The 17,221-nt window shown below is 71.3% G+C and carries 20 protein-coding genes; 5 read left to right on the top strand and 15 right to left on the bottom strand.

What is annotated here, in order from left to right; translation table 11 throughout:
- Positions 1–8: 8 nt before the first annotated feature.
- A complete protein-coding gene (locus tag OG507_RS19120) occupies positions 9–1,262 on the bottom strand; it encodes a cation:proton antiporter (RefSeq protein WP_327368403.1) in 1,254 nt (417 codons plus the stop codon).
- A gap of 2 nt (positions 1,263–1,264) precedes the next feature.
- On the bottom strand, positions 1,265–1,735 hold the full coding sequence (locus tag OG507_RS19115; RefSeq protein ID WP_327368402.1) for a cation:proton antiporter regulatory subunit: 471 nt from the start codon (positions 1,733–1,735) through the stop codon (positions 1,265–1,267).
- A gap of 120 nt (positions 1,736–1,855) precedes the next feature.
- Here OG507_RS19115 and OG507_RS19110 point away from each other — a divergent pair, with 120 nt between their 5' ends.
- The gene (locus OG507_RS19110) at positions 1,856–2,251 is read left to right on the top strand and encodes a nitroreductase/quinone reductase family protein (protein ID WP_327368401.1); all 396 of its coding nucleotides are present in this window, start codon (positions 1,856–1,858) and stop codon (positions 2,249–2,251) included.
- 29 nt (positions 2,252–2,280) lie between these two features.
- Here OG507_RS19110 and OG507_RS19105 read toward each other — a convergent pair whose 3' ends face one another.
- From OG507_RS19105 to OG507_RS19090, 4 genes are all read right to left on the bottom strand, one after another.
- Entirely contained in the window at positions 2,281–3,744 is a 1,464-nt protein-coding gene (locus OG507_RS19105; protein WP_327368400.1) for a flotillin family protein, read from the bottom strand.
- A gap of 114 nt (positions 3,745–3,858) precedes the next feature.
- Positions 3,859–4,368 (bottom strand): hypothetical protein, encoded by a 510-nt coding sequence (locus OG507_RS19100; protein WP_327368399.1) that lies wholly within the window; start codon positions 4,366–4,368, stop codon positions 3,859–3,861.
- Positions 4,369–4,518: 150 nt separating this feature from the next.
- Positions 4,519–5,004, bottom strand: coding sequence for a peroxiredoxin (locus tag OG507_RS19095; RefSeq protein WP_327368398.1), 486 nt, complete (start codon positions 5,002–5,004; stop codon positions 4,519–4,521).
- A gap of 62 nt (positions 5,005–5,066) precedes the next feature.
- Positions 5,067–5,525 carry a GNAT family N-acetyltransferase gene (locus OG507_RS19090; RefSeq protein ID WP_327368397.1) on the bottom strand — a complete coding sequence of 153 codons (459 nt, stop codon included), beginning with the start codon at positions 5,523–5,525 and terminating at the stop codon, positions 5,067–5,069.
- 86 nt (positions 5,526–5,611) lie between these two features.
- Here OG507_RS19090 and OG507_RS19085 point away from each other — a divergent pair, with 86 nt between their 5' ends.
- Positions 5,612–5,884, top strand: a complete 273-nt coding sequence (locus tag OG507_RS19085) for a DUF1876 domain-containing protein (RefSeq protein ID WP_327368396.1) — start codon at positions 5,612–5,614, stop codon at positions 5,882–5,884.
- A gap of 238 nt (positions 5,885–6,122) precedes the next feature.
- Positions 6,123–7,754, top strand: a complete 1,632-nt coding sequence (locus OG507_RS19080) for a SpoIIE family protein phosphatase (protein ID WP_327372027.1) — start codon at positions 6,123–6,125, stop codon at positions 7,752–7,754.
- A 6-nt stretch (positions 7,755–7,760) separates the two neighbouring features.
- Here OG507_RS19080 and OG507_RS19075 read toward each other — a convergent pair whose 3' ends face one another.
- The 5 genes from OG507_RS19075 to OG507_RS19055 form a co-directional block, all read right to left on the bottom strand.
- Positions 7,761–8,609, bottom strand: a complete 849-nt coding sequence (locus OG507_RS19075; protein WP_327368395.1) for a GNAT family N-acetyltransferase — start codon at positions 8,607–8,609, stop codon at positions 7,761–7,763.
- Between the two features lie 76 nt (positions 8,610–8,685).
- A complete protein-coding gene (locus OG507_RS19070; RefSeq protein WP_327368394.1) occupies positions 8,686–9,297 on the bottom strand; it encodes a hypothetical protein in 612 nt (203 codons plus the stop codon).
- Positions 9,294–10,613 (bottom strand): MAB_1171c family putative transporter, encoded by a 1,320-nt coding sequence (locus OG507_RS19065; RefSeq protein ID WP_327368393.1) that lies wholly within the window; start codon positions 10,611–10,613, stop codon positions 9,294–9,296. Before OG507_RS19065 ends, OG507_RS19070 begins: the two co-directional genes overlap by 4 nt.
- A gap of 43 nt (positions 10,614–10,656) precedes the next feature.
- Positions 10,657–11,277, bottom strand: coding sequence for a toxin (locus OG507_RS19060; RefSeq protein ID WP_327368392.1), 621 nt, complete (start codon positions 11,275–11,277; stop codon positions 10,657–10,659).
- Positions 11,278–11,283: 6 nt separating this feature from the next.
- Positions 11,284–11,754 (bottom strand): hypothetical protein, encoded by a 471-nt coding sequence (locus OG507_RS19055; RefSeq protein ID WP_327368391.1) that lies wholly within the window; start codon positions 11,752–11,754, stop codon positions 11,284–11,286.
- A 721-nt stretch (positions 11,755–12,475) separates the two neighbouring features.
- Between OG507_RS19055 and OG507_RS19050 the strand changes: the two genes are divergently transcribed.
- Positions 12,476–13,948: a DEAD/DEAH box helicase gene (locus tag OG507_RS19050; RefSeq protein WP_327368390.1), complete on the top strand. Its 1,473-nt coding sequence runs from the start codon at positions 12,476–12,478 to the stop codon at positions 13,946–13,948.
- Between the two features lie 41 nt (positions 13,949–13,989).
- On the opposite strand, the gene OG507_RS19045 is transcribed toward OG507_RS19050, so the two are convergent.
- The 4 genes from OG507_RS19045 to crcB (OG507_RS19030) form a co-directional block, all read right to left on the bottom strand.
- Entirely contained in the window at positions 13,990–14,754 is a 765-nt protein-coding gene (locus OG507_RS19045) for an SDR family oxidoreductase (RefSeq protein ID WP_327368389.1), read from the bottom strand.
- Positions 14,755–15,051: 297 nt separating this feature from the next.
- On the bottom strand, positions 15,052–15,426 hold the full coding sequence (gene crcB, locus OG507_RS19040) for a fluoride efflux transporter CrcB (RefSeq protein WP_327368388.1): 375 nt from the start codon (positions 15,424–15,426) through the stop codon (positions 15,052–15,054).
- Positions 15,423–15,782: a DUF190 domain-containing protein gene (locus OG507_RS19035; RefSeq protein ID WP_327368387.1), complete on the bottom strand. Its 360-nt coding sequence runs from the start codon at positions 15,780–15,782 to the stop codon at positions 15,423–15,425. Before OG507_RS19035 ends, crcB (OG507_RS19040) begins: the two co-directional genes overlap by 4 nt.
- Positions 15,779–16,189, bottom strand: a complete 411-nt coding sequence (gene crcB / locus OG507_RS19030) for a fluoride efflux transporter CrcB (RefSeq protein WP_327368386.1) — start codon at positions 16,187–16,189, stop codon at positions 15,779–15,781. The genes OG507_RS19035 and crcB (OG507_RS19030) overlap by 4 nt, the downstream gene beginning before the upstream one ends.
- Positions 16,190–16,436: 247 nt before the next feature.
- Here crcB (OG507_RS19030) and OG507_RS19025 point away from each other — a divergent pair, with 247 nt between their 5' ends.
- Positions 16,437–17,186: a polyprenol monophosphomannose synthase gene (locus OG507_RS19025; protein WP_327368385.1), complete on the top strand. Its 750-nt coding sequence runs from the start codon at positions 16,437–16,439 to the stop codon at positions 17,184–17,186.
- The last annotated feature ends 35 nt before the right edge of the window (positions 17,187–17,221 follow it).

Genomic DNA, 17,221 nt, shown 5'->3' with positions numbered 1-17,221 from the left:
CCGGGCCCTCAGTCGGCGGAGGAGGCGAACTCCTTTTGGACCGCGGGCGCCGGACGGACCGCGGGAACGTCGCCGCTCCCCGTGCCGCCCTTGCCGTCCCGGTCCCGTTCCCGCCACGCCTGGATCCTGGCCACGGCGGGCTGGGTCCAGCGGGCGGTCAGCGGTCCGACGATGACGAGGATGAGGACGTACGCGGTGGCGATGGGCCCGATACGGGGCTCGGTCGCCACGGCCAGACCGGCGATGACGATGGAGAACTCACCGCGGGCGACGAGCGTCCCGCCGGCCCGCCACCGGCCGCGCGAACCGATTCCGGCGCGCCGGGCCGCGTACCACCCGGTGCCGATCTTGGTGAGGACGGTGACGATCGCCAGCAGCGCCGCCGGAAGCAGCACCGGCGGAATCTCGGCCGGATCGGTGGAGAGCCCGAAGAACACGAAGAAGACGGCGGCGAACAGATCCCGCAGCGGCGTCAGCAGCTTGCGCGCCCCCTCGGCGACCTCGCCCGAGAGCGCGATCCCGACCAGGAACGCCCCGACGGCCGCGGACACCTGAAGCTCCTGTGCCACACCGGCCACCAGGACGGTCAGCCCGAGCACGACCAGGAGCAGCATCTCCGGGTTGTCGGAGGACACGGCCCGGCTGATCAGCCGCCCGTGCCGCAGCGCCAGATAGAGCACGAACCCGACGGTGCCGAGCGCGATGAGCAGCGCGACGCTGCCCCCGGCGAGGCCGACGCCCGCGAGCATCGCGGTGAGCAGCGGCAGATAGACGGCCATCGACAGGTCCTCGATGACCAGCACACCGAGGATGACGGGCGTCTCGCGGTTGCCGAGGCGCCCCAGATCGGTGAGCACCTTCGCGATCACCCCGGACGACGAGATCCAGGTGACCCCGGCCAGTGCGACGGCCCCCACGGGCCCCCACCCGAGCAGCAGCGCCGCCACCGCCCCGGGGGTCGCGTTGAGCACGAAGTCCACGGCCCCGGACGGGTACTGCGTCTTGAGGCTGGTCACCAGCTCGGAGGCGCTGTACTCCAGGCCGAGCAGGAGCAGCAGCAGGATGACGCCGATCTCGGCGCCGACGGCGGTGAATTCCTCACTGGCCCCCAGCGGCAGCAGCCCGCCGTCCCCGAAGGCGAGCCCCACCAGCAGATACAGCGGGATCGGTGAGAGTCCTATGCGTCCGGCGAACCGTCCGATGATTCCGAGGCCCAGGATGACGGAGCCGAGCTCCACCAGCAGCGCGGTCGTGTCGTGCACGGTCAGCCCTCCGCAATGATCTCGGAGAGCGAGTCGACGCCCTCACGCGTACCGACGACGACGAGCGTGTCCCCGATGGCCAGCCGGAAGTCCGGCCCGGGCGAGGGATGCGCGCTGTGCGTCCGCAGCACGGCCACGATCGAGGCCCCCGTCCGCGTCCGCGCCCGGGTGTCCCCGAGCAGCCGCCCGCCGTACGGGGAGCGCGTCCCGAGCGGTATGTGCTCGGTGACGAGATCGATGCCCTCGGTCCGTACGGCGTCGATCGGTGCGGCGTCGATGAGGTGTGCGAGGCCGGTGGCCTCCTGTGGTGTCAGGGGTACCGAGAGCCGGCACGAATCGGGGTCGTCCTGGTCGTAGAAGCCGATGAACCGCCGCCCGTCGTGGTGGACGACGACGGAGATGTGCTGTCCCGACTCGGTCGTGTAGTCGTACTGCACGCCGACTCCGGGCAGTGTGGTGCGGTGGGTTCCCATGGCTTCCTCCCGAGAGATGCGGCGTCACGGCGACACACTTGGTGATCTTTTTAGCTGCCCATTACCTTATCCGGAGGCTTCCGCCGCCTGTGGGGGCCGCCTTCCGGGAAGGAAACGGGAATGCCGGACAGCCGAGAGCTCAAGTTCCGAGTGGTCACGTCGTTCCAGCGGCATGTCGTCAACCCGCTCGCCAGACGCTCGCGCTCGCAGACCCTTCTGGAGACGACGGGCCGCAACTCCGGTCTCCCGCGCCGCACCCCGGTCGGCGGCAGCCGCGTGGGACCTGAGTTCTGGCTGGTCTCGGAGTACGGCGAGAAGTCTCAGTACGTACGCAACATCCAGGCCGACCCCCGGGTGCGGGTCCGGATCAAGGGCCGGTGGCACACCGGCACCGCCCACCCGCTCCCCGGGGACGACGCCCGCGCCCGGCTCAAGAGGCTGCCGCGCTCCAACAGCGCCGTGGTGCGGGCTCTGGGGACGAACCTGCTCACGGTGCGGGTGGACCTCTCGGACTGACGCCGGGCGCGGGCGGGGTGCGGGGCTGATCAGTCGGTGATCTCGATCTTCCCGTTGGCGGAGGCGGAGCCGGATGCGGCCGCCTCCGGACCCTGAGCGGACGGGCCGTCCGAAGCCGTGGCAGCCGCACCGCCCTTGAGGTTCTTCAGCAGGGCCGCCAGGTCGACGCCCGTCGTGGAGCTGAGCAGTTCCATGCCCTGGGCGACGTTGTCCGTGACCGTACGCGACAGCTGACTCGCCCCGTCCGTCGAGATCACGGTCAGCTTGTCGATGGCGCTCAGCGGCTCGGACGCCTTGGCGACGACCTGCGGCAGCACCTCGACCAGCATCTGGAGCACGGCCGCGTCGCCGTACTGCGCGAACGCGTCCGCCTTCTTCTGCATGGCCTCGGCCTCGGCCGCACCCCTGGCGGCGATGGCCGCGGCCTCCGCCTCGCCCTCGATGCGTACGGCGTCGGCGAGGGCCGAGCGGTGCAGCTTCTCGCCCTGACCGGTCAGCCGGGAGCGCTCGGCGTCCGCCTCGGCCTCCTTGACCTGGGCTATCCGGCGGGCCTCGGCCTCCTGCTCGGCCCGGTAACGGGCGGCGTCGGCGGGCTTGCGGACCTTGGTGTCGAGTTCGCGGTCGGTCAGCGCCGCCTGGCGCTCGGCGACCTTCTCCTGCTCCGCGAGGACCTCCTGCTGGCGGGCCGCCTCGGCGAGCGGGCCCGCCGCGTTGGCCTTGGCCGCGGCGGCTTCCGTCTCGGCCTTGATCTCGGCCTGCTTGAGGTAGAAGGTCCGCTCGGCGATCGCGATCTCCTCGGCGGCCTTGAGCCGGGCCTGCTCGGAGGCACGCCGGGCGATCGCCTCGGCGATGTCCGCCTCCTGCTTGGCGCGGGCGGCCTCGGGGCGGCCGAGGTCTTCGAGGTAGGAGCCCTCGGTCGTGATGTCCTGGATCTGGAAGGCGTCCAGGATCAGGCCCTGCCCGGAGAGGCTCGCCTCGGCCTCCTCCGCGACCTGTCCGGCGAACGCGGCACGGTCGCGGATGATGTCCTCGACCGACATCCGGCCGACGATGGCGCGCAGCGCGCCGGAGAGCACTTCCTGGGTGAAGCCGACGATGCCGTTCTGCTGCTGGAGGAAGCGCTGGGCCGCGGCCCTGATCGCTTCCTCGCTGCCGCCGACCTTGACGATCGCGACGCCTTCGAGGTGCGACTTCACACCGCGCAGGGTGACGGCCCCGCGCACGGCCACCGGGATGTGCCGGCTGGACAGGTCCAGGGTGAACTTCTGCTGGACGAACGGGACGACGAAGACTCCGCCGCCGACGACGACCTTCTGACCGCTGTTGTCGATGCTGGTGCGGCCGGTGACCGGGTCGGTCGACTTCTTGCCGCGGCGGCCGGTGATGATGAACGCCTCGCTGGGCCCGGCGACCTTGTAGCGGGTGATGACGACGAGGGCGAGCAGCACCAGGAGTACGACGACTCCGATGACTGCGATCAGGACTGGGCTCATAAGGGTGTCCCCCCTGCCTCCCTGCGGGGACGGCAGCTCGATTTCAGGTGGTGTTCCGAACGTCGCGTCGGGCGGCGTATCGGGCGATGGTGAGAGCGGTGGTGAGAGCGTTGGTCAGCGCTCGACGGGGCGTACCGCGACCGAGGTGGTCGACAGCGTGGCCTCCACCCAGATCTCGGTGCCGCGGGCGACCGGCACCGGGCTCTTCGCCGCCAACTTCACGGTCTGGCCCGCGAGTTGCAGCAGGACCTCGCCGTAGCCGTCGGCGGGGATCGCCGTGACGACCGACCCGGACGTGCCGATGAGATCGTCGCCGCGCGGTGTGGTGCTGGTCTGGTCCCGCATCAGGGCCCGGCTGAACTTCCAGGTCAGCCAGGCCGCGACGATCCCGGCCAGCACCCCGGCGGCGCTCGCGGCGACCGTACCGGCGCCGGTGGTGCCGAGCACGATCGCTCCGCCGAAGCCGAGCATCGAGAGGAACCCCGCGATGACGGGGAGGGACAGGAGGCCGTCGAAGAGGCCGTCCAGTACGCCCCCGAAGAGGCCTTCGAGAATGCCGTCGAAGATCAGGGACAGGGTGAGCAGGGCGATTCCCGCGATGCCGAGACCGAGGAACAAGGTCATGTGATCACCCTCCCCGGTCTCCGGAATCCCCCGACGAAGTCTCCCCCGGCCATGTCTCCCCCGAACGCCGCTCCCCGAACATTTCCGTCGAACTGGCTGGATGATCCCATACACACCGGACAACGGATACTGCTGGGTTCCGGCAGTCTTTTACGCGTTCTTGATGCCGGACAACTGCTCGGTCAGTGTGTCCAGCGACTGGAACGTGGCCCCGAGCAGCGCGACGTGCTTCCAGCGCAGTACGCCGTCGGGCCCGATGAGGAAGACCGCGCGGCGCACCCCGATCCCGGGCGCGGTGACGCCGTACGCCCGCGCGGTCTCCCGGCCGGCGTCCGCGAGCAGTGGCATCCGCAGTCCGTGGGCGCGGGCGAACGACTCATGGCTGTCCACACCCTGTGGACTGATGCCCCAGACCTCCGCGTCGAGCTCGCCGAAGGACTCCATGCCCGAAGAGTACGAGCAGAGCTGCTTGGTGCACACGGCCGTGTTGTCGCCCGGGTAGAACGCCAGGACCACGGCGCGGCCGCGTGCGGCGGAGAGGGTGTAGTCCCGGCGCTCGAACGTCTCGCCGGTCAGCGCACCGCCCGGCAGTGTGAAGTCCGGGACGCTCAGGCCGAGTTGTGGCGACGATCCCATGTGGTTCCTCCGTGGTCCGGTGCTGTGTACGCGTTCGGGGACGTGTTCCGGCTCGTGTTCTGTCACTGGTCCGTACGCGGCTGCGGGCCGTCCACCGCGAAGCGGTAGACAGTCGACTCCCTGGCCCGGAAGCCCAGCCGCTCGTACAGCCGGTTCGCGGCGGCGCGGTCCGGCCGGGAGGTGAGGTCGACGGTCCGTGCGCCCGCCTTCCGGGCCAGTGCCAGTGCCTCCTGCGTCAGCAGGGCCGCGATTCCCTGCCCGCGTGCCCCGGTGTCGACGACGACGTCCTCGATGCGGGCCCGCACTCCGGTCGGGACCGGCAGCAGGAGCAGCGTCAGTGTTCCGACGACGGTGCCTGCGGCACGGGCGACGAGCACCGTGTTCGTCTCGCACCGCACCAGCCGGTCGACCGCCTGATGATCCAGTGGCCGGGCGGTCGAGGACAGTTGCGGCAGCAGCCGGCCGAAGGCGGCCACGATCTCCGGAGTCGCTTCACGGACGATCTCTACGTCGACGCTCATGCCGCGGAGCCTATAGCGGGTGACGCGGGCGGCGCCGTGGTGCACGGGCGGGGGAACGGGCGCACCCTGGTAGGGAGGTGATCGTCATGACGCAGACGACTGTCGGGTGGCATGTGGATCTTGAATTCGAGGAGGACACGCACCGCACCCGTGCGGCCGCCCTGGTGCGGCTTCCGGACGGGAACGAGGTGCGGTCCCATGGATATGCGAGCCGTCACCCCTCCGACAAGGACCAGCCGAGGGTCGGCGAGGAGATCGCGGGAGCCAGAGCACTCAACGAGCTGGCGATGAAGATGCTGACGAAGGCGCACGACGAGATCGACGAGGCGTCCGGGCGGACATCGCATCCGCTCGCCTGAGCCGGGGTCGAGGAGTCCCGGGCGTTCACACGCCCGGGACCTGTGCGCTGCCCGCGCGCCAGGGGGATGACCCGCCCCTGCTGCGGATGCGCGGCGGGGGCGGGCGGCCGACGATTGAGGGCCGGGCAGCGGGAGGTCCGTGCCCCCGCCCCAGGAGGTTGACGTGCAGGGCGACGCGTACGCCGACAGCGCGGTGCCGTTCGACCCCGCGGCCCTGGCGGCCCTGGTCGAAGGCACCATGGCCGGGGTGGGCGTGCTCGACACGGGGCTGCGCTATCTGTACGTCAACCCGGCCCTCGAACGGCTCAACGGCATCCCGGCCGCCGAACACATCGGGCGCACCGTCTCCGAGGTCCTCCCGGGGGTCGACGTGGGCGAGGACATGATGCGGGCCGTGCTCGCCGACGGGAAGCCCCGCGAGATCACCTCCAGCGGAGTCACCGCCACCGTGCCGGGCTCGGTCCGGCGGTACTGGCACGGGGCGTTCCACCGGCTGGAGGCCGGCGAGCGGATCGTGGGCCTGGCCGGGATCGTGCTGGAGGTCATGGCCTCCGAAAACGGGCGGCGCAAGCTGGAGCAGGCCCGGCGGCACATGACCATGCTCGACACCGCGGCCGCCCGGATCGGCACCACGCTCGACATGGACACCACCTGTGCCGAGCTCGCCGACCTCGTCGTGCCGGGGCTGGCGGACCTCGCCACGGTCGAGGTGTTCCCGCCCGATGTCGCGCCTCCGGTACGCCCCGCACCCGCCGGTGTGCTGCGGCTGCGCAGGGCGGCGCTGACGGCGGTGGCCGGGATGCACGACGGGCTGCCGGGGTTCGGGCCGACCGGCGAGTACGTCGACTACCAGGAGGGGGCCGCCGTGCAGCGCTGTCTGGCGACGAACCAGGCGGTCGTGGAGAACCTCGCCACCGACGAACAGCTCAGGCGCTCCGCCCCCGTCCCCGAACGGGTCGCCGTCTACCGCGCCCTCGGGATGCACTCGGCGGTCATCGTGCCCGTCGCCGTGCGCAGCCGTCCGCTCGGCGCTCTCGTCCTGATCAGGGCGGGGGACTCACCGGTCTTCGCCGACGAGGACGTGGTGGTGGCCCGGGAACTCGCCGGCCGGGCCGCCGTCGATCTCGACCACGCCCGGCGATACGCCCACGAGCACACCATCGCCCTGGAGCTGCAGCGATCCCTGCTTTCCGAGCCGCGCCCGCCGCACCCGCACATCGAGATCGCCACCCGCTATCTGCCGGCCGACCGCAGTGTGCTGGTCGGCGGCGACTGGTTCGACGTCATCCCGATGCGGGACGGACGGCATCTGAAGGCGATGGGCGATGTGATGGGCCACGGCGTGGAGGCGGCGGTCGCCATGAGCCACTACCGCTCGCTGCTGCGGATGTTCGCCGACGACGGTCTGCCGCCGCACCGCATCCTGGAACAGCTGGACCGGATGGTCGAACGGTCGGGTCTCGACCGGGCGGCGACCTGTCTGCTCGCCGTCGTCGACCGCTTCGGCGGTGCGTGCGAGGTGGCGAGCGCCGGGCATCTGCCGCCGGTGCTCATCGACCCGGGGAAGGCGGGAACCAGGGTGTGCGACGGGGTACCGGTGGGCCCGCCGCTCGGCACCGGGGTCGGGGGGTACCGGACGAAGGCGGTGGAGTTCGGGCCGGACACGGTGCTGTTCATGTACACCGACGGCCTGGTGGAGCGGCGCGGCGAGGACATCGACATCTCGGTCGGCCGCCTGGGCGAGCTGACCCTGCCCGAGAACGGCAGCCTCGACGAACTGCTGGACACGGTCCTGGAACGGTTCGGCCCGGGGGCGGAGGACGACATAGCGGTACTGGCCTCGCGCACCCGCCCCCGCGCCGTCCCCTGATCCGGTTCAGCCCAGTTCCAGGCTGGTGATGCCGAACAGGCCGCTGTGGTCGACGTCCGGTGTCGGGCCCGTGTACATCCGGGCGGTCTCGAACGACGGGGTGAGGCCCAGTTGTTCCGCCATGCGCACGGCGGACGGGTTGACGTCGGGTACGTCGATTGCCACCGGGGTGCCCGGATCGGTGGCCGCGAGCGCGCCGACCAGAGCGCCCGCCACCTCGGGCGACTCCGCGTACACCGGGCCGATGCGGGACGACGTACGGCACGGGCGCAGCACGGCCAGGCCCCGCAGCTCCCCGTCGCGGACCGCGGCGAGCGAGGTGCGTCCGGGCCCGGCGATCCACGGCGCGAGGAAACTGTCGCGGTCCGCGGGGAAGAAGCGGCGGTCGTAGGAGGCCAGTTGGCCGAACGGGAGGGTGCGGGCGTCGACGAGGGCGCTGCCGGCCGGGACGGGCAGCCCGTCGGGCGGCAGCCCCTCGTAACGCATGTTCGTCCAGGCCGAACGAAAGCCGGATTCACGGTAGTTGGGCTGCTGGGCCACCACTCCGTCCAGCCCGACGTTGCGCCCCTCCAGCCGTGCCATGCCGGCCCGCCAGAGCCGGATGCCGTAACCCCGGCCGCGCAGCTGGGGGCGGGTGAGGTAGAAGCCGAGGAACCCGAACCCGGAGCCGTAACGGATCACGGAGACGCAGGAGACCGGCTCGCCGTCGAGCCGGCCGATGAGAAAGCCGCGCGGATCGGTGGCGAAGAAGGCGTGGCGGTCGGTCAGGCCCGGGTTCCAGCCCTCCTCGTGGGCCCATTCGGCCAGCATCGTGAGGTCGTCGGCGCTTGCGGTGGTGATCTCGAAGTTCGGCACGGGGCACCTGTACCCCGGGGGGCGACCGGTTCAACGGTGGTTGTTCCGTCACCACCCGGTCGGGAGGAGGGCCGGATCAGACGAACAGGAACGCGCCCGCCGTCGCGGCCCCCAGCGACGCCCCGGCGACCGTCTGTGCCACCGAGTGGTACCCGAGCGCGACACGCGACCAGCACACCGCGACCGTCATGGCGTACCCGAGCAACCACCACGGCGAGTGGACCGCGGCGAGCAGGGCGACGACGGCCGAGCCGACCGCGGCGTCCACCGAGATCTTCCAGACCGTGTTGACGGCGAGGAGGATCACGGTCATCGCCCAGAGGGCGAGCATCGCGGCGAGGATGCCGGTGGGGGCGTGGCCGAGGACCATCACCACCGAACCGGCGCCGATGGAGCCGAGGATGACGAAGAAGATCGGGGCCCGCTTGGTGCGGTCGACGACATGGCGGTCGCCCCAGGTGCCGCGCCCGCGCTCCCATTCGATGTACCCGGCGGGTACGAGTCCGGCGCACAGGGCGCCGAGGAAGCCCCAGAGAAGTCCGGTCCAGTGACCGGCGGCGGCCAGGCCGATGCCGAGCATGCCGGTCAGCAGGAGGTTGCGGGGCTGGAAGACATCGGTGACGGTACGCGCGACGCCGGTGCGCGCCGATACGGGAGCGTCCGTGGTGTCGGTGGGGGCGGGGGTCATGCCTGCTCTTCCAGGGAGGGTGTACGGGCTGGCTCGGCGGCGTCGGCGGCGTCGGCGGATGCGGCGGACACGGCGCGGTCCAGCACGCGTTCCGCCCGGTCGTCCGTCACCGTCCGGTACGCGGCGGCCACCCGTACCAGCCAGGCCACCTCGCCGTCCTGGTCGGTGGCGTGCTGGGGCTCGACCGTCGCGGCGACCGAGGCCGGCGCCCCGGCGTTCCTGGCCTGCAGCGCGGCCTTGATCCAGTACGCGTCGGCGAGCGGTCCGGCCTTCTGCGGGTCCGCGGTGCCGCCCGCCGTGCCGTCCGCGGCGGCGGCCTTGGCGGCCGGGAGCAGGGTGTCGGGGACGTAGTGGCGCAGCTTCTCGACGGCGTCCGCGATATCGGCGGCCCAGCGGTCGATGCGCAGGTCGGCAGGGGTGTCGAAGCGGGTCAGTTCGCGGGCCAGCGAGGCCGGGGGGTCGAAGGGCTGATCGGGGAAGGCCGTCATCAACTCATGCCAGAGGCCGTGCAGTCTGACCTGGGCCCGCCACAGCTTCGCGCGGCGCCGTCCCTTGCTGAGGGCGGGGATGGAGGCACCCACCGCGAAGAAGGTGAACAGCACCACCTGGGCGGCCTCGGTGACCTCGTCGAAGCGCAGGGCGAAGGCCGCGCTCGGCTGGTCGACGACGCTGACCCACAGGAACAGGGTCCGGCTGACGGTGTATCCGACCCCGATGAACATGGCGAACGTCATCATCCCGAGGCCCACGCGCAGATGGCGCAGCCCGGCACCGGCGGTGGCCAGCGCCCACTGGTACGCGCAGACGGCTGACGCGGCACCCAGGTAGAGGTAGAACACGCTCATGTACAGCGTGGCGCCCCACTGGCCGGCGTGGTCGGCCACGAAGCGGTCCGAGGGCACGGAGCGGTCGACGACGGTGAAGAACAGCACCGTCAGCAGGATCAGCGTGGCGATCGACGCCTTGGCGGCCACCTGCTGGATGGCACGGGCGAACCCCACGTGGCGCGGCACGGTCCCGGCGTCGGGGTACCGGCCGTAGATCGCGACGATGTAGCTGAGGATCGCCAGGATCGCGATCGTCGCCGTGTAGTGCTTGATCAGGACGGCGAGGTCGGTGACGGCGCTGTTGTTGAGCGCGATGCGCACGGCCTGCGTCTTGGTCCACAGGGCGGCGGCGAATCCCGCGTAGCAGCCCCACAGGGCCCGGCGGCGCTTGTCTTCTTCGTCGCCCCACAGCGCGGCGGGCATGCGCCAGAGAGCGACGGCCGTCATCAGGGCCGCTACGAGATAGCCGGCGAGGTCGAGCGGGGTCACGGGCGGAATCCTCGGGGTGGGGGACGCGGGGGACGGTCGGTCATCAGGTGCGGCGGAACAGACCGCGGCGGCGGGTGGTGACGGGGTGGGAGAGGGAGTCGGCCAGGCGTCCCACCATGTCGTCGCTCGTCACGTCCCTGGCCATGCGGGGAATGAGCGACGCGCCGAACTCTGCCATGCGTTCGTCTTTCGTGTCGTACTGCGCCCGGGCCTGTACGGCGCCGTCGCCGGACCGGAGCGCGTCGGCGATCGTGGCGGCCACGGGCGGGGGAACGGCGGCGGGCGGCCGCGGCGGGGGTTCGGTTCCCAGGACCCGGCTGATCAGTGAGGTGTCGAAGACCGGCAGCAGCCGCCGGAGCTGTTCCGGGTCGAGGGAGGTGCCGTGGTCGAACCACTCGTGGCACAGCTCGTGCAGGATGACGTGCTGGGTCTGGTAAGCGGTCGGGCGGCGCCGGTAGAGCACGTAACTGGTCCCGCCGGTCTTCAGACGCAGCCCGCAGGCGGCGTTGACCCGGGCCAGCCGGTCGGGCATCTCGTGCAGCACGATGGTGCGGCCGCGAGCCGCCTCCATGTTCGCCACCAGTGCGTCGATGGAGAAGGGGGCGGGGATGGGCAGGTCGGCCAGCCCGGCCTCGCACTCCTTCCGCAGTTCGCGCAGGGACATGGCGACCTACTTCTCCGGCTCGCCGTGGGCGTTGCCGCTGTCGCCGCCGCCTGTTTCGCTCTGCCGTCCCCGGGCGTCCTCCAGCAGGGAGAGCGCGAACTGCAGCAGCTCCGGCGGGAGTCCGTCCTCGTCGAGGCCGCGTCCGGCCAGTCCGCTGATCTCCCCCGTACGCCGTTTCGCGAGGAACTGCAGCCCGGCGACGACGTCGTCGACGACCTCGGACTCCTCCTTGAAGAACCGCCAGTCCACGCCGAAGCCCAGACCGAGCGCCTTGAGGATGTCCTCGGACGGCTGGGTGACCTTGGCGGCAAGGATGTTGGAGAAGTAGCTGTGCGAGAGGGATCCGCCGCGCTCCTTGACCAGATCGGCGAAGACCCGCCCCGAGATCTTCTGCCCGGGGAATGTCTTCTCGACCATGTACTCGACCTTCTGCTGCAACGTCCGCAGCTCCGGCGCGCGTTCCTCGCCGCTGTCCATCCGGCCCCCCCCACGTATCCGCCCCCGTCCGACCGGCGCTGCACGGTCTTCGATTTCGGTCAACGGGCTCGTACTGTAACGAACCCTGACGCGGAGCCCTCGGAGCGGGAGGTATTTGGCGAGGCCGTACGGGATTGGGCTTGCGCAAACACTCTGCGTCACTGTTAACTCGAAAAAACACGGGCAGGGGACCACGAGGGGAGTCCCCTGCCCGTGAAGTCGCCGCGGGCAAAAGGGGCATGGCTCGCACATTAGGTGTAGCCCTTCACGACGGGGGATGCGTGAAGGGCTACACGTTCATTATGACTGCTGGTCAGGTCGCCATCAACTGACGGCTCGGTCAGCGTGTTCGAGGGCGCCGTGCCGGATCCGCCCCGTGCCGGACTCGGGCGGGCCCCGCGCCTGCCCTGCGCAGGCCCTGTTTCCGGCTCCCGCGGTGCCTGCCGCCGGGCGAATCCCACTGCCGCAGGCGCGGAATTTTGTGTAATGTGCGACAATTTAACTGATCCGGCGCCCGACGCGCCGTGACGTACTCGCGCAGCTGGGGCCCGCACCTTCGGGTGTGGGCCCCAGCTCGTTGCTTTTTTCCGCGTCCGGTACGGCTCATGCTTCGCAGCCAGATTTCGTATACGTATGCCAACGGCCCGTTCCTGCAATTCCCGCGCCGCTCGTCGCCTCGGTGAATTCCTCGACACGCGCCATATCGAGGAAAGAGATCCGTATGAATCGCGACCGAACATCCCGCACATTCCACACGGCCCACGCATCCCGCACATCCCGATCCGGCGGTTCCGGCCGCAGGCCCGCCGCCCTGCAGGGCGAATTCGCGCTGCCGAAGACGATCACCCCGGCGCTGCCCGCCGCGGAGGCCTTCGCGGATCTGGACATGCCCGCGCCCCTGCTGGCGGCGCTCGTCGCCGAGGGACTCAGCACGCCGTTCCCGATCCAGGCGGCGACCCTGCCGAACTCCCTCGCGGGGCGCGATGTGCTGGGCCGCGGCCGGACCGGCTCCGGCAAGACTCTCGCCTTCGGCCTGGCCCTGCTGGCCCGTACCACGGGCAACCGGGCCGACGCCCGCCGCCCGCTGGCCCTCGTCCTCGTCCCCACCCGGGAACTCGCCCAGCAGGTCACCGACGCGCTCACCCCGTACGCCCGCCCGCTCAAGCTGCGCATGGCCACCGTCGTCGGCGGCATGTCGATCGGCCGGCAGGCCTCCGCGCTGCGCGGCGGGGCCGAGGTCGTCGTCGCCACGCCCGGCCGGCTCAAGGACCTCATCGAGCGCGGCGACTGCCGGCTGGACCGGGTCGCCATCACCGTCCTCGACGAGGCCGACCAGATGGCCGACATGGGGTTCATGCCGCAGGTCACCGAACTGCTCGACCAGGTGCGGCCGGAGGGCCAGCGAATGCTGTTCTCGGCGACCCTGGACCGCAACGTCGACCTGCTGGTCCGCCGCTATCTGCACGACCCGGTGGTCCACTCCGTCGACCCGGCGGCCGGTGCGGTGACGACGATGGAACACCATGTGCTGTACGTGCAGGGCGCCGACAAGTACGCCACCACGACCGAGATCGCGGCCCGTGAGGGCCGGGTGATCATGTTCCTGGACACCAAGCACGCCGTGGACAAGCTCACCGGCCATCTGCTCAACAGCGGGGTGCGGGCCGCGGCGCTGCACGGCGGCAAGTCCCAGCCGCAGCGCACTCGCACCCTGGACCGGTTCAAGAGCGGGCACGTCACGGTGCTGGTCGCCACGAACGTCGCGGCGCGCGGCATCCACATCGACAACCTCGACCTGGTCGTCAACGTCGACCCGCCGAGCGACCACAAGGACTACCTGCACCGCGGCGGGCGCACCGCCCGCGCCGGTGAGTCCGGCAGCGTCGTCACGCTGGTGCTGCCGGGGCAGCGCCGCGACATGACCCGTCTGATGGCCGACGCCGGGATCACCCCGAAGATCGCCCAGGTCCGCTCCGGCGAGGCCGAGCTGAGCCGGATCACCGGAGCGCAGGCGCCCTCGGGGGTGCCCGTCACCGTCACCTCCCCGGTCACCGAGCGGCCCCGGGGCGGCGGCCCGTCCTCGCGCGCACGCCGCGGCGGCCCGGTCCGGTCCAGCCAGTCCCGCCGCTCGGACCTGCCCACATCGGAGGCCCGCGCCGCCGCCAAGCAGCGCCGGGCGAACCGGGGCTCGTAGCCCGGATCTGCCGGAGCCGCGGGGCCTGCCGCCCTCCCCCGCTAGCGCCCGCCCGCGACCCTCAGCACCGCGCCTGTCACGTACGACGCCTCGTCCGACAGCAGCCATGCGATGGCCGAGGCGATCTCGGGGGCCGCTCCCGGGCGGCCGAGCGGGATGCCGGATGCGGCCGCGTTCGCGCGGTCGGGGTCGCCCGCGGTGGCGTGCATCTCGGTGTCGATCATGCCGGGGGCGACCGCGTTGACCCGGACGCCGTCGGGGCCCAGCTCCTTGGACAGCCCGACCGTCAGGGCGTCCGTCGCCGCCTTCGTCGCGGCGTAGTGGACGAAGTCCCCGGGGCCGCCGAGCGTGGCGGCGGCCGAGGAGACGTTGACGATCGCGCCGGACCCGCGGGCCGCCATGTCCTTCGCGGCCCGACGGCAGCACATCAGGTAGCCGAGGAGGTTCACGTCGATGACCCGGCGCAGCGTCTCGGTGGAGGTGTCGACGAGTCGGCCGAGCGGCCCGGTCACGCCCGCGTTGTTGACCAGCCCGGTGACGGGGCCCAGCCGGTCGGCGGCCGTGTCGAAGAGCCGCTCCACATCGGCCTCCACGGCGGTGTCCACCCGCACCGTGACGCAGCGCGCCCCCGCGGACCGCGCCGCGGCCGCGGTCCGCCCGGCGGCCTCGGCGTTGCTCACGAAGCCGAGGGCCAGGTCATGCCCTTCGGACGCCAGCCGGACACAGGTCGCGGCACCGATCCCGCGACTGCCGCCGGTGACGACGGTGACGGGGCGCGACGACGGAGCGATGGTGCTGCCTGCCACTGGAGGAACCTCTCTCGTTGTCGGGCCACGACGGACACGGCGGCCACGGCCGTGTCCGGGCGTGTGATGCCGGTGCCCCACTCGTACCACGGCCCGCCCGCTGTTGGGGTGGCGCCGGGCGGGCCGTCGGTGCGGTGCGCGCCGGGGGCGTGCGCGGATGGCTAGGGTCGGCGGCTGACGGACCGCTGTCGGCGTGGAACGGGATGAATCGCCCGGCGCCGATGATGGCTCCTCCTCAACGGCGTTCCCCTGTCACCGCCTCGCATTGCGGTGGCAGGGGACGCCGACCGCCTCCGGCTACGCCCACAGCGCCTCGGCGACCGAGACGCCCACGAACACCGCGCCCAGCCCCGCCACCACGCTCGCCGCGACATTGGCCGCCGCGTAGAACTTCGCCCCGTCCTCGACCAGCCGCAGCGTCTCGTAGCTGAACGTCGAGTACGTGGTGAGCGCCCCGCACAGTCCCGTACCGAGCAGCAGCTGCAGGTCGGAGGAGGCGGCACCGGCCGCGGCCGCACCGGTCAGCATTCCCAGGATCAGGGACCCCGTCACGTTCACCGCGAAGGTGCCCCACGGGAAGACGGTGTCGTGCCGGGTCTGCACCGCGCGGTCGGTCAGATACCGCAGGGGCGCCCCGACCGCAGCCCCGACGATCACCAGCAGCCAGTTCACCGGGTCCGCTCCCGGCCGTCGCCGTAGTGCACGGTCTCGCACGCGTCCAGGACGACCAGGCCGCCGTCCGCGACCAGCTCTTCGATGAGCGGCAGGAACGCGCGGATCCGCTCCTCCGCGTCCACGATCACGACCGCCACCGGCAGGTCCTCGCTCAGCGAGAGCAGCCGCTGGGTGTGGATCATCGACGAGGCGCCGAAGCCCTCGGCCCCGCGGAACACGCTCGCGCCCGAGAGCCCAGCCTTGTGCGCCCGGTGCACGATCTCCGTGTACACCGGCCTGTGGTGCCACGCGTCGGACTCGCCGACGAGGACCGTCAGCCGCAGGGCCCGTTCCGTGTACGGAGTCCTCGTCATGACTGCCTCCACGCCAGCACGCGGCGGGTCGCCCACACCGCACTCCACACCGCCGCGAGGGCCGCGCACAGTGTCAGTCCCAGATACGCCAGGCCGGCCCGGGCCCGGTCGCCGTCCACCAGCCGCTCGATGTCCACCGCATACGTGGAGAACGTGGTGAACCCGCCCAGCACCCCCGTACCGAAGAACGGCCGCACCAGCCGGTGCGCCGCCCACACCTCGCTGATCACCACCATGAACACGCCGATCACCGCGCACCCGACGACATTCACGAGCAGCGTCGTCCAGGGGAAGCCGCCCGGGGCGGTGGGCCAGATCAGCGCCGCCCCGTAGCGGGCGCATGCTCCGAGCGCGCCGCCGAGCGCGACGACCGCGACGACGGAACCCTGGGGATTCCTGACTCCCATGCGTATCCGTTCTCTCGCCTGCTGCACACCCCAGGCTATCGCCGCCGCCCCGGGCGGGCCTGCCCGGGGCGGCGGCGAATGGAAGGCGGAGAACGGAGAGCGGAGAATGGGCAATGGGCATTGGAGAAGAGGAATTCGGAAAGCAGAATTATGTATTCCGATTTCTGCCGGACCCGGATCTGCGGATGTTAGGCTCGCGCGATCCCGCGCGGAGAAGATCCGGGCGACGAACGGGAGAACGTTGGCAGTGGAGAAGACCTCGCCGAAGATCGTGGTGGTCGTGCCCACCTACGACGAGCGGACCAACCTGCCCGTCCTCGTGAATCTCCTGATGGATCTCGGCCTGCCCGACCTGCATATTCTCGTGGTGGACGACAATTCCCCGGACGGTACGGGCGAGGTCGCGGACAAGCTGTCGGCCGACACCGCGGGCAGGGTCGGCGTGCTGCACCGCAAGGAGAAGGACGGGCTGGGACGCGCCTATGTGGCGGGCATGACACGTGCGCTCGCCGAGGGCGCCGACGTGGTGGTCCAGATGGACGCCGACCTCTCCCACCCGGCATCGAGGCTCCCGGTCATGATCGAGACGCTGCTCGCCGAGGATGCCGCCGGGGATGCCGCCGTGGTGATCGGCTCCCGCTATGTGGCGGGCGGCTCGCTGGCCACGGAGTGGCCCTGGCACCGCAAGGTGCTCTCCGCCTGGGCGAATCTCTATGTGAACGCGATCCTCCGGTTGCGGGTGGAGGATGCCACCGCCGGTTTCAAGGCCTGGCGGGCATCGACGCTGAAGGCGATCGATGTGTCCTCGGTCCGCAGCAACGGCTATTCGTTCCAGGTGGAGATGAACTACCGCACGGTCCGGCGCCATTTGAGGATCGTCGAGGTGCCGATCCGGTTCGAGGAACGGGTCGCGGGCGAATCGAAGCTCGGTCTGAGCGTGCAGATCGAGTCCGCCCTCGCACCGTGGAAGCTGCTGTTCGGCAGGGACAGCCGCTGATTTCCGGCGGGATTCCGGGGGCTGCCCCGGCCCCG

Source organism: Streptomyces sp. NBC_01217, from assembly GCF_035994185.1.
Lineage (GTDB): Bacteria > Actinomycetota > Actinomycetes > Streptomycetales > Streptomycetaceae > Streptomyces.
This window is presented reverse-complemented; position numbering and strand designations above follow the sequence as displayed.

Excerpts from the sequence above, each read along its gene's own strand:
- OG507_RS19085 (WP_327368396.1), top strand. The coding sequence starts at position 5,612 with ATGACGCAGACGACTGTCGGGTGGCATGTGGATCTTGAATTCGAGGAG.
- OG507_RS19080 (WP_327372027.1), top strand. The coding sequence starts at position 6,123 with ATGGCCGGGGTGGGCGTGCTCGACACGGGGCTGCGCTATCTGTACGTC.
- OG507_RS19115 (WP_327368402.1), bottom strand. The coding sequence starts at position 1,735 with ATGGGAACCCACCGCACCACACTGCCCGGAGTCGGCGTGCAGTACGAC.
- OG507_RS19100 (WP_327368399.1), bottom strand. The coding sequence starts at position 4,368 with ATGACCTTGTTCCTCGGTCTCGGCATCGCGGGAATCGCCCTGCTCACC.
- OG507_RS19105 (WP_327368400.1), bottom strand. The coding sequence starts at position 3,744 with ATGAGCCCAGTCCTGATCGCAGTCATCGGAGTCGTCGTACTCCTGGTG.
- OG507_RS19035 (WP_327368387.1), bottom strand. The coding sequence starts at position 15,782 with ATGACGAGGACTCCGTACACGGAACGGGCCCTGCGGCTGACGGTCCTC.
- OG507_RS19050 (WP_327368390.1), top strand. The coding sequence starts at position 12,476 with ATGAATCGCGACCGAACATCCCGCACATTCCACACGGCCCACGCATCC.
- OG507_RS19095 (WP_327368398.1), bottom strand. The coding sequence starts at position 5,004 with ATGGGATCGTCGCCACAACTCGGCCTGAGCGTCCCGGACTTCACACTG.
- OG507_RS19090 (WP_327368397.1), bottom strand. The coding sequence starts at position 5,525 with ATGAGCGTCGACGTAGAGATCGTCCGTGAAGCGACTCCGGAGATCGTG.
- OG507_RS19070 (WP_327368394.1), bottom strand. The coding sequence starts at position 9,297 with ATGACCCCCGCCCCCACCGACACCACGGACGCTCCCGTATCGGCGCGC.
- OG507_RS19110 (WP_327368401.1), top strand. The coding sequence starts at position 1,856 with ATGCCGGACAGCCGAGAGCTCAAGTTCCGAGTGGTCACGTCGTTCCAG.
- crcB (WP_327368386.1), bottom strand. The coding sequence starts at position 16,189 with ATGGGAGTCAGGAATCCCCAGGGTTCCGTCGTCGCGGTCGTCGCGCTC.
- OG507_RS19055 (WP_327368391.1), bottom strand. The coding sequence starts at position 11,754 with ATGGACAGCGGCGAGGAACGCGCGCCGGAGCTGCGGACGTTGCAGCAG.
- OG507_RS19060 (WP_327368392.1), bottom strand. The coding sequence starts at position 11,277 with ATGTCCCTGCGCGAACTGCGGAAGGAGTGCGAGGCCGGGCTGGCCGAC.